Genomic DNA, 10,722 nt, shown 5'->3' on the forward strand with positions numbered 1-10,722 from the left:
ATCTAAATTCGCTTTGGGTAAGCTTTTTAGATATCTAATAAACTGTGCGGGGGTGACTCGACAAAATCGATTTCTATGAAATCACGATTTTTGAGTCACTCCCTTTTTTAAAAAGTTAACATACAATTAAATGGTGATAATAATGAATTTAACATTACAAAAAAAATTAGAATTACTTCCAGATAATCCTGGTTGTTATCTATATAAAGATAATATTGGAGAAATAATCTATGTAGGTAAAGCTAAAAATTTAAAGAATAGAGTAAAAAGTTACTTTACTGGAACTCACAATAAAAAAACACAAACTTTAGTTTCAAAAATTGAAGATCTTGAATACATTATAGTAAACTCAGAGAAGGAAGCATTATTACTTGAGAATAACTTAATAAAAAAATATAGACCGTACTTTAATATTCGATTAAAAGATGATAAGAGTTACCCTTATTTGATGGTTACTAAGGAAGAACATCCAAGGTTATTAATGACTAGAAAATATAAAAAGAGTAATAAAAATATTTATTTTGGTCCATATGTTGATATCAAATCTGCTATGGAAGTAAAAAAGATTCTTGATAAAATTTATCCACTTAGAAAGTGTAATCCTGTAGAAAAACGTCCATGTATGTATTATCAAATAGGTGAATGTATAGGTCCATGTGCTAAAAAAATTACACCTGATGAATATAAAACTCAGATTAATAAAATAAAATCATTTCTAACTGGTAATACTAAAGAAATTTTAGAAGACTTAAATAATAAAATGCAAGATCATGTTAAAAATCTTGAATTTGAAGCTGCAGGTCAGATTCATAGTTATATAAAATCGATTGAGGTTTCAGTGCAGAATCAAGTTGTTGCAGATAGCAATAATATTGATCGTGATTACATAGGATATAGTTTTAATAATGATTATATCTGTATTCAAATATTTTTATCTAGATTAGGTAATATTATTGAACGTAAAGTTGAATATTTTAATCTATACGACAGTCCAGATCAAATTTTATATTCTTATTTAATTCAATACTATGCCATGAATAAATTACCTAAAGAAATCTATATTGATGAAGTTGATGACAATTTATTATCAAATGTAGTTGATTGTAAGGTTATAATTCCTAAAAGAGGAAATCATAGGAAAATACTGGACACTGTAAAAGAAAATGCTTCTCATTATTTAAACAATAATTTAGCCATTGAAGAGCTAAAAGAACGTAAATTGCAAGTAACTTTAAATAATATAGCTGAGAAACTAGGTGTTAAATCAATAGATAGTATTGATGCATTTGATAACTCTAATATTATGGGTGTAGATGCCGTATCGGTAAAAGTAAATTTTACAAATGGTAAAAAAAATACATATAACTATAGGAAATTTAAAATTGATGAATCTATGGGAATAAATGATGTTCAGACAATGAAAGAAGTTTTGTATAGAAACTATAAAGATAAGAAAACTAATACAGAATTATTAATTGTCGATGGAGGAAAAAATCATCTCAATGCTGCGATAGAAGTTGTTCATGAGAAGCTTGGTTTGACTCAAGTTAAGATTATTGGTTTAGCAAAAAATGATAAGCATATTACTGAATATATAATTACAGATGATTATGAAATAATTGAGTTTCCTAAAACATCAGCAGAATATTTATTCTTAAAACAAATACAAGATGAAGTACATAGATTTGCTATTACTTATCATAGAGCAATTAAAACTAAAAATATGTACAATTCTAGTTTAGACAATATTCAAGGTATTGGAAAAGTGAGAAAGAATCTCTTACTAAAAACATTTTCTTCAATCGAAGAAATTAAAGAAGCATCTGAAGAAAGACTATTAAAATTAGGTATTCCAAAAGATGTAATAAATAATTTGAAAAATAATTTATAAATTATTAAGTTATCCTTATTTTATATAAATAATTGTACGGATAACTTAATTTTTTTTGAATTATTCTATAGTAATATTACTAAAAGTATGGTATAATAACTTAAAGAAATTATAACAGTCGAGGAGGCAACTATGAAATTTTTATCATTCAGTTATAACGATAATGAATTATATGGAGTAAAAGTAAAACGTGAAGAAAGTGCATGGAATCTAATTAAAGTACTAGAAGATTTTGATAATACTGATAAAATACCTGCGACTTTAAGAGAAGCAATTGAAGTATATGGAGTTTCTTTCATTGAAAAAATTAGAAAAGTACTAAAATTAGTTGAAGAAAGTGGTAAAGCTGAAAGTTATAAAGTACCATTTGATAAAATAATTTGGCGTTCACCAATTACAAGAACACCAAAAAATATTCTTTGTGTTGGACACAATTATGAGGCTCATGTTAATGAACTTGGAGATGAGCTTGCTAAAACTCCTAAAGATGTTCTTATCTTTACGAAAGCAACAACAGCTCTAGCTGGAAATAATGAAGTAGTTCCATCTCATAAAAATATTACAGATAGCTTAGACTTCGGAGGAGAACTTGCTGTAGTAATAGCTAAACCAGGTAAAAACATACTAAGACCATTAGTTTTAGATTATATTTTCGGTTACACAATCATGAATGATATTACTGCTACAGATTTACAATATAAACACGGACAATTTTTCTTAGGTAAATCATTAGAAAAATCAGCAGTAGTAGGACCTTATTTAGTAACTAAAGATGAAGTTAGTTCACCTGAATCAATGAGTATCGTAACAAAAATTAATGGAGAAATTAAACAAAATGCTATGACATCTGAAATGTTATTTAGAGTTGATGATGTATTGGCAGAAATTAGTAAAATTGTTCCATTAGAAGCTGGTGATATTATTGCTACTGGTACTCCAGCAGGAGTAGGTGCAGCACAAAATCCACCAAGATTCTTACAAACAGGTGATGAAATTAAAATCACTGTTGAAGGTATTGGAACTTTAACTACAGTAATTGGAGAATAAGCAGAAAGGAAAAACAATGGCAAAAAAATCAAAAGATAAACAAGTCACTCATATTGAAAAAGACGATTTAAAAGCCCGTCAAGCCGCTATTAACGAAGCCATAAAAGTAATTGAAAAAGAATACGGTAAAGGTGCTATCATGGATATTTCATCAGAAAATCCTATCAAAGTAGAAGCCGTATCTTCAGGTTCATTAGCAATAGATTCAGCATTAGGGATTGGAGGATATCCAAAAGGACGTATTGTTGAAGTATACGGTCCAGAATCTTCAGGTAAGACTACAATAGCTTTACACGCAATTGCGGAAGTACAAAAAACAGGTGGTATTGCAGCGTTTATAGATGCTGAAAATGCACTTGACATTGAATATGCAAAAGCTCTAGGTGTAGATTTTACACCAGGTAAATTCTTCTTATCTCAACCAGATAGTGGTGAACAGGCACTTGATATAGCTGAAAAATTAATTTTATCAGGAGCTATTGATATTATCGTTATCGACTCAGTTGCAGCGTTAGTACCAAAAGCTGAAATCGATGGAGTCATGGGAGCTAACCATATTGGTTTACAAGCTCGTCTTATGTCACAAGCTTTACGTAAATTAACAGGTCAAATAAATAAAGCAAATACTATTGCGTTATTTATTAACCAACTTCGTGAAAAAGTAGGGGTAATGTTTGGTAGTCCAGAAGTTACAACTGGTGGACGTGCACTGAAATTCTATTCTACAGTTCGTATTGATGTACGTAAAGGGGAAGCAATTAAGGGTGCTGATAGTGAAATTTTAGGTAACAGAACAAAAATTAAAATTGTTAAAAATAAAGTAGCTCCACCATTTAAAATTGCTGAAGTAGATATTATGTTTGGTGAAGGGATTTCTAAAATCGGAGAAACTCTTGATTTTGCAGTTGATTTAGATATTATTAATAAATCTGGATCATGGTTCTCTTATAATGGAGAGCGTTTAGGACAAGGTCGTGAAAACGTGAAGAAAGTTTTCGAAGAAAATGAAGAACTTTACAATGAAATTTATGGTCTTGTTAGGGAAGAAATGATGAATAAAACTGGGAAAAAAACTGACTCAGTTGTAGAAAATGATGAAAATGATGACATCGATGAACTTGACTTAGGGATAGAAACATTAGGTGAGGTAGAATAATATATATGAATAAAAAATTATTTAAAATTGTATTATGGTTAATGATTTTTATTATATTAGCTAGTGGATTTATCTCTGCTATAGCAATATTCTTATAATCTATATACAAACTAAATAAAAATAGAGGGACTGACTCGGCAAAATTGATTTCCTTGGAATCTAGTTTTTAGAGTCACTCCCTTTTATTTTGAAAGTATGATAAAATATAATTAGAGAAAATATAGGAGAAATAACTGTGAATTTTGTACAAAATATGAATGATAATCAGCTAAAAGCTATTTTAAAAACTGACGGTGCAGTAATGGTAATAGCTGGTGCTGGTAGTGGAAAAACACGTGTATTAACTAATAGAATTGCATATTTAATTGCAGAAAAAAATGTATTAGAAAGTAATATACTAGCGATAACTTTTACTAATAAAGCTGCAAAAGAAATGAAAGAAAGAATTTATGCATTAGTAGGGGAAACTTCTAAATACATTTGGATAAACACTTTCCACTCAATGTGTGTAAGAATTCTACGTCAACACATAGAACTGCTAGGATATAATAAAAACTTTACAATTTTGGATACTAGTGAACAGAAAAGTATTATAAAAACAATTGTTAAAAATCTTAATCTTTCAGAAGATTCATATCAACCAGCTAATATACTAAAAATAATTTCAAATGCAAAAAATAGTATGACTACTGTAAAGGCTATGAGGGAACAATCACGTTATGGATATATGAAAAATGTAGCTGAAATATATGCTCATTACCAAAGATATTTAAAGAAAAATAGTGTACTTGATTTTGATGACCTTATGTTAAAAACTATTATACTATTTAAAAAGTTCCCTGAAGTACTAGCTATTTATCAAAATAAATTTGAATATATTCATGTTGATGAGTATCAAGATACTAACGTAATTCAATATAGATTGATTAAAATGTTGTCAGAAGTCCATAAAAACGTATGTGTTGTTGGGGATGATGATCAAAGTATTTATAGTTGGCGTGGAGCATGTAGTGATAATATTATTAACTTTGAAAAAGATTATAAAGATGTTGAGCTGATTTTCTTAGACCAAAACTATCGTTCTAATTCAACAATTTTAGATGCTGCAAATGCAGTAATTAAAAATAATACTGATAGAAAAGAAAAGGCTCTATGGTCTGAAAACAAAGGTGGAGGTAAAATCTCCGTATACGCTGCTTCAAACGATAAAGATGAAACAGATGATATCGCTAAAAAAATTCTAGAATTGAAAAAAGAAGGTATATCGTATAAGGATATTGCTATTTTATACCGAGCTAACTATCTTTCTCGTCAGATGGAGAATTCTTGTTTAGCTTTTGGAATACCATATAAATTAATTGGATCACTTAAATTCTTGCAACGTCAAGAGGTGCGTGATTTACTTGCCTATCTTAACGTTATTGTTAATAGAGATGATGAATTTAGTTTAAGAAGAATTATAAATGTTCCTAAACGTGGAATAGGCGCAAGTTCAATGGAAAAAATTGACAACTATGCAACACAATATGGTATATCGTTATTCGATGCTTTGAAAAATATAGAGGCAGTAGGGGTATCTAAGAAAATTACAACTAATGTTCATTTGCTAACAAATCTTATAGAGAAATATTCAGAAACTGATAAATATTCAATTGATGAATTAATTATTGGTATTTATAAAGATTCTGGATATGAAAATATGCTAAAAGGATCAAATGATGCTTATGCTGAAAATAGGATAGAGAATATTTCTGAGTTAGTATCTTCTGCTAAACAATTCTCAAGTATGAATGATAGTCTTATTGACTTTATTTCTGAGATGTCACTTACATCAGATGCTGATGATGAAAATGAAGAAGATTCTGTTGTTTTATCTACTGTTCATGCCGCAAAAGGATTAGAATATAAAGTAGTGTTTATTATGGGGTTAGAAGAAAATTTATTCCCTTCAATTCGTGATGCGGAAAGTAGTGCTGATGAGAAAAATAAGATGGAAGAAGAGCGTCGTTTAGCATATGTTGCAATTACACGTGCTAAAGAAAAACTATTTATGTCATATGCCAATAGACGTATGCAATTTGGTTCTATTAAGATGAATAAACGTTCTAGATTTTTAGATGAAGTACCAAATAAACTTATGCACTTTGAATCATCTTTTGGATCTTCTGCATTTGAGTCTAATAATTCAAACGTAGAAGATGCTAATAAATTTATTAGTAAACTTAGTCCAAAAATCAAAATTTCGGATAAACCTAAGAATGCTATCAGTACCAATTATGGCATTGGCGATACTGTTATTCATAAGAAATTTGGAGAGGGTAAAGTAATAGATATTACAAGTGATAGTGTTAAAGTTGAATTTAGTGAAGTTGGTATGAAAACATTACTAATCGAATATGCCAACTTAACTAGAAAGGATTAATTTTTTATGAAACAAGTTCAAGAAGAAATTTCGAAATTAGTTTCTTTATTAAATAAATATTCTTATGATTATTATGTTGAAGATAATCCACAGATATCTGATACAGAATATGATACATTATATAAACAATTAGAAAAACTAGAAGAAAATCATCCTGAGTATATATTAGAGAACTCACCTACTCAACGAGTAGGCGATAGGGTATTAGATGAATTTGAAAAAATAACACATAAAGTTCCAATGTTAAGTTTATCTAATACGTTCTCAATCGAAGATTTAAGAGATTTTGATGCAAGAATTTCAAAATTAGTACCAGATCATAGTGTTGAATATATATGTGAATTAAAAATTGATGGTTTAGCAATTTCAATTAAGTATGAAGATGGAAGATTGGTAAGTGCTGCTACACGTGGAGATGGTAGCGTTGGTGAAGACGTTACTGAAAATATTAAAACTATTTTCTCAATTCCAAAAGTATTAAAAGATAATAGAACATTTGAAGTAAGAGGTGAAGTTTACTTGCCGAGAAAATCATTTGAACTATTAAATTCTGAACGTGAGAGCAACAATGAAGTATTATTTGCTAATCCAAGGAATGCAGCCGCTGGTTCATTAAGACAACTCGATTCTAAAATAACTGCAAAAAGAAGATTATCAGCATTTATTTATTCAATAGTTGGAGATGACAGCATTGTATCACAGGAGAATGCTTTAAATACAGCTAAAGAATATGATTTGCCAGTTAATCCTAACTTCAAATTATGCAAAAATATCGATGATGTTATAGATTATATAAATTATTGGACAGAGCACAAGAAAGATCTACCGTATGATATCGATGGAATAGTTATAAAAGTAAATTCGTACTCAACACAAGAAGAAGTAGGCTACACTCAAAAAAGTCCAAGATGGGCTACCGCATATAAATTTCCTGAAGAGGAATTAGCCACTAAATTGCTTGATGTAGAACTAAGTGTTGGTAGAACAGGTATTATCACTCCAGTAGCTATTCTTGATCCTATCGTAATTTCTGGATCAACCGTATCTAAAGCTTCTTTACACAATAAAGATATTATTGAGGAACTGGATATTCACATAGGCGATATGGTCGTTGTAAAAAAAGCAGGTGAGATAATTCCAAAAGTAGTACGTGTAGTTAGAGAACTAAGGACTGAGGGTTCAACAAAATATAAAATGCCTAATACATGTCCATCTTGCGGACAACAAACTTACACAAAAGAAAATGATCCATTTACGAGATGTAAAAATCCAGATTGTCCTGATCAAAATATTAGAAGAATAATACACTTTGCTTCAAGAGATGCTTTAAATATTGAAGGATTAGGAGATAAAGTTGTAGCTACTCTTTATGAAAAAGGTATTATTGCTCATACTATTGATTTATTTTCATTAGAAAGAGAAAAATTAATATCATTAGATAGAATGGGTGAAAAATCAGTTGATAATCTTCTAAATGCAATTGAAAATTCAAAACAAAGTAGTTTAGACAAAGTTATCTTTGCACTTGGTATTCTTAATGTAGGAAAAAAAGCAGGGAAAATATTGGCAGAAAAGTATTTTAATCTGTCTAATTTAATGAATGCTACACTAGATGAACTTGTTAATCTAGATGATGTAGGTCAAATTACTGCTGAGTCTATTTTAGATTATTTATCTGATGAAAATAACATAAAATTCATAAATGATTTAATTAAAGTTGGAATGAATCCTCAGTATGAAATTCAAGAAGTTAATACAAATAATATTTTTGCTGGGAAAACTGTAGTTCTAACTGGTAAATTAGTTGAATTAACAAGAAATGAAGCTAAAGATTATTTAGAAAAATATGGAGCAAAAGTCACAGGAAGTGTGACTTCAAAAACTGATTTAGTAATAGCTGGAGAAAAGGCTGGTTCAAAACTAGCTAAAGCTGAACAATTAGGAATAAAAGTAATAAATGAAGAAGAATTTGCTAATATGGTTAGAGAGGTGAAATAATGGATAATAAATTACCTTATAAAGTATTTGGTATAGTAATAGCCTTTGTATCAATAATAACATTCTTTATAATGAATTATAATTCTGTACCTGTTTCATTTATTTTCTTTACGGTGAAATTACCATTAACAATTCTATTTTTTGTATGTTTCTTCATAGGGATGATACTTGCTAGTTTGTATTGGCGTCAAAAATATAAAACTCTTTCGAAGAAATACGAAAGAACAGAAAAGTTATTATTTACCAAAGAACAATTAGAAGAAGATAAAAAAGAATAAATATAGTGAAATTAAAAGAAGTGAGGTGAGAAAATGGGGATTAAATACAATTGGATATATCCAACATATGACGAAAGTTTTTTAAAAGAAATAGAATCGTATAATATTTCAAAAAACGTTGCTAAAATATTAAATGCTCGATCAATTACTGATATGTCATCGGTAAAAAAATATTTTTCAGATGAATATGAAGAAGGATATGATCCGTTTCTAATGCATGATATGCAAAAAGCTGTTGATAGAATTAATGAAGCGATCGAAAATGAGGAGAAGATTCTAGTATATGGGGATTATGATGCAGATGGTATAACTTCAACAGTTTTATTAGTTGAAACACTGATTTCTTTAGGTGCAAATGTCTCATCATACATACCTAATAGATTCGAAGAGGGGTATGGACCGAATAAAGAAGCATTTACTAAAATTATTGAATCGGGTATTTCATTAATTATTACAGTCGATAATGGGATTGCAGGTGTAGAAGAAGTAGATTTAGCTAATGAATTAGGATGTGATGTTATTATTACAGACCACCATAAGATTCAAGATACAATTCCAAATGCATATGCAATTATTCATCCCGAGCATCCAGAAGGAAATTATCCTTTCAAAAAACTTGCAGGGGTAGGTGTAGCATTTAAACTTGCACATGCTCTCCTAGAGATTTTTCCGGATTTTCTTTTAGATCTAGTTGCTATTGGAACTATCGCTGATATGGTTTCAATTACAGATGAGAATAGAATATTTGTTAAACAGGGATTAGAACTAATAAATGAAGATCCACGTATTGGTTTGAAAATGTTACTTGAATTATCAAATATTGATACAAAAGTAGATGAACAAACAATAGGCTTTTACATAGGACCAAAACTAAACTCTATTGGTAGAATGGATAGTGCTAAATTAGGCCTTTCATTCCTAATGGCAGAAGATACTAAAACCGCTAGAGTATTAGCAGAACAAATTGAAAAATACAATATTGAACGTAAACAAGTTACTGAAGAAATTGTTAAAGATGTTATTGATCAAATAGAGAATTCTAGTAAGAAAGATAATAATGTACTTATGATATCTGGAGACTATCATGAAGGCGTTCTAGGAATAGTAGCATCCAATATTGTAGAAAAATATCAAAGACCTGTATTTATTATGAATAATAAAGATGGTATTTTAAAAGGATCAGCTAGAAGCATTTTTGATTTTAACATCTACACAGCTATGAATAAAATTTCTGATTTATTTTTAGCATTTGGTGGACATACACTTGCTGCTGGTTTTTCGTTTGATGAAATTAATCTAGATAAAATACAAGACTTTCTTAATAGTGAATATGAAGAGTTTAAGAAGAATAATGAATTAAAATCAACTAAAAAAATAGATATAGTTACTAGCTTAGAAGAAATTAGCTATCAATTTCTTAATTCACTTGAAATATTAAAACCATTTGGTATGGACTTTGAAAAACCAACGGTATTATTAGAGAATGCAATGGTACTAAATAAATCCTATTTCGGATCAGATAAACAGTATCTAAGACTAACAATTGCTGATGAAGTAGGAAACCTAGAATGTATCACTTTTAAAGATAATGTTGCATTTGAAAAAGTTGAGAAGAATGATATCATTGATTTATTATGTACAATCGATAAAAATAACTTTAACGGTCGTACAAAATTACAAGCTCATATAATTGATATAGATATTAAAGAATTCTTATTTGAAGACTTAAGATTTATTAATTATGATGTTTCAAAAATTGATAATAAAGCAATAAAGATTTCTAAAAAAATTGATGACAGAGATAACAATTACTATCTATATAAAGATATTGAAAAATTTTTTAAAATTGTAATATATGAAGTAATATAAAGAAATAGGAAAAAAAAATCAATTCGATAAAATAAAAAAAAAATTTTACATGAAATGTGTA

General features: G+C 28.8%; 7 protein-coding genes. All 7 read left to right on the forward strand.

The window, feature by feature from the left end; genetic code table 11:
* Positions 1-142: 142 nt before the first annotated feature.
* Entirely contained in the window at positions 143-1,891 is a 1,749-nt protein-coding gene (gene uvrC / locus RYK99_RS05290; protein ID WP_314990789.1) for an excinuclease ABC subunit UvrC, read from the forward strand.
* A gap of 132 nt (positions 1,892-2,023) precedes the next feature.
* Positions 2,024-2,938 carry a fumarylacetoacetate hydrolase family protein gene (locus RYK99_RS05295; RefSeq protein WP_003146075.1) on the forward strand — a complete coding sequence of 305 codons (915 nt, stop codon included), beginning with the start codon at positions 2,024-2,026 and terminating at the stop codon, positions 2,936-2,938.
* A 16-nt stretch (positions 2,939-2,954) separates the two neighbouring features.
* Positions 2,955-4,094: a recombinase RecA gene (gene recA / locus RYK99_RS05300; protein ID WP_314990793.1), complete on the forward strand. Its 1,140-nt coding sequence runs from the start codon at positions 2,955-2,957 to the stop codon at positions 4,092-4,094.
* A 235-nt stretch (positions 4,095-4,329) separates the two neighbouring features.
* Entirely contained in the window at positions 4,330-6,516 is a 2,187-nt protein-coding gene (locus tag RYK99_RS05305; RefSeq protein ID WP_314990795.1) for a UvrD-helicase domain-containing protein, read from the forward strand.
* 6 nt (positions 6,517-6,522) lie between these two features.
* Positions 6,523-8,514, forward strand: coding sequence for an NAD-dependent DNA ligase LigA (gene ligA / locus RYK99_RS05310; protein ID WP_314990797.1), 1,992 nt, complete (start codon positions 6,523-6,525; stop codon positions 8,512-8,514).
* Positions 8,514-8,792: a LapA family protein gene (locus RYK99_RS05315; protein ID WP_003146067.1), complete on the forward strand. Its 279-nt coding sequence runs from the start codon at positions 8,514-8,516 to the stop codon at positions 8,790-8,792. Before ligA ends, RYK99_RS05315 begins: the two co-directional genes overlap by 1 nt.
* Before the next feature lie 33 nt (positions 8,793-8,825).
* On the forward strand, positions 8,826-10,661 hold the full coding sequence (gene recJ / locus RYK99_RS05320; RefSeq protein ID WP_314990800.1) for a single-stranded-DNA-specific exonuclease RecJ: 1,836 nt from the start codon (positions 8,826-8,828) through the stop codon (positions 10,659-10,661).
* Positions 10,662-10,722 lie beyond the last annotated feature (61 nt).

Source organism: uncultured Gemella sp. (genome assembly GCF_963537375.1).
In the GTDB taxonomy this organism is placed as follows: Bacteria; Bacillota; Bacilli; order Staphylococcales; family Gemellaceae; genus Gemella.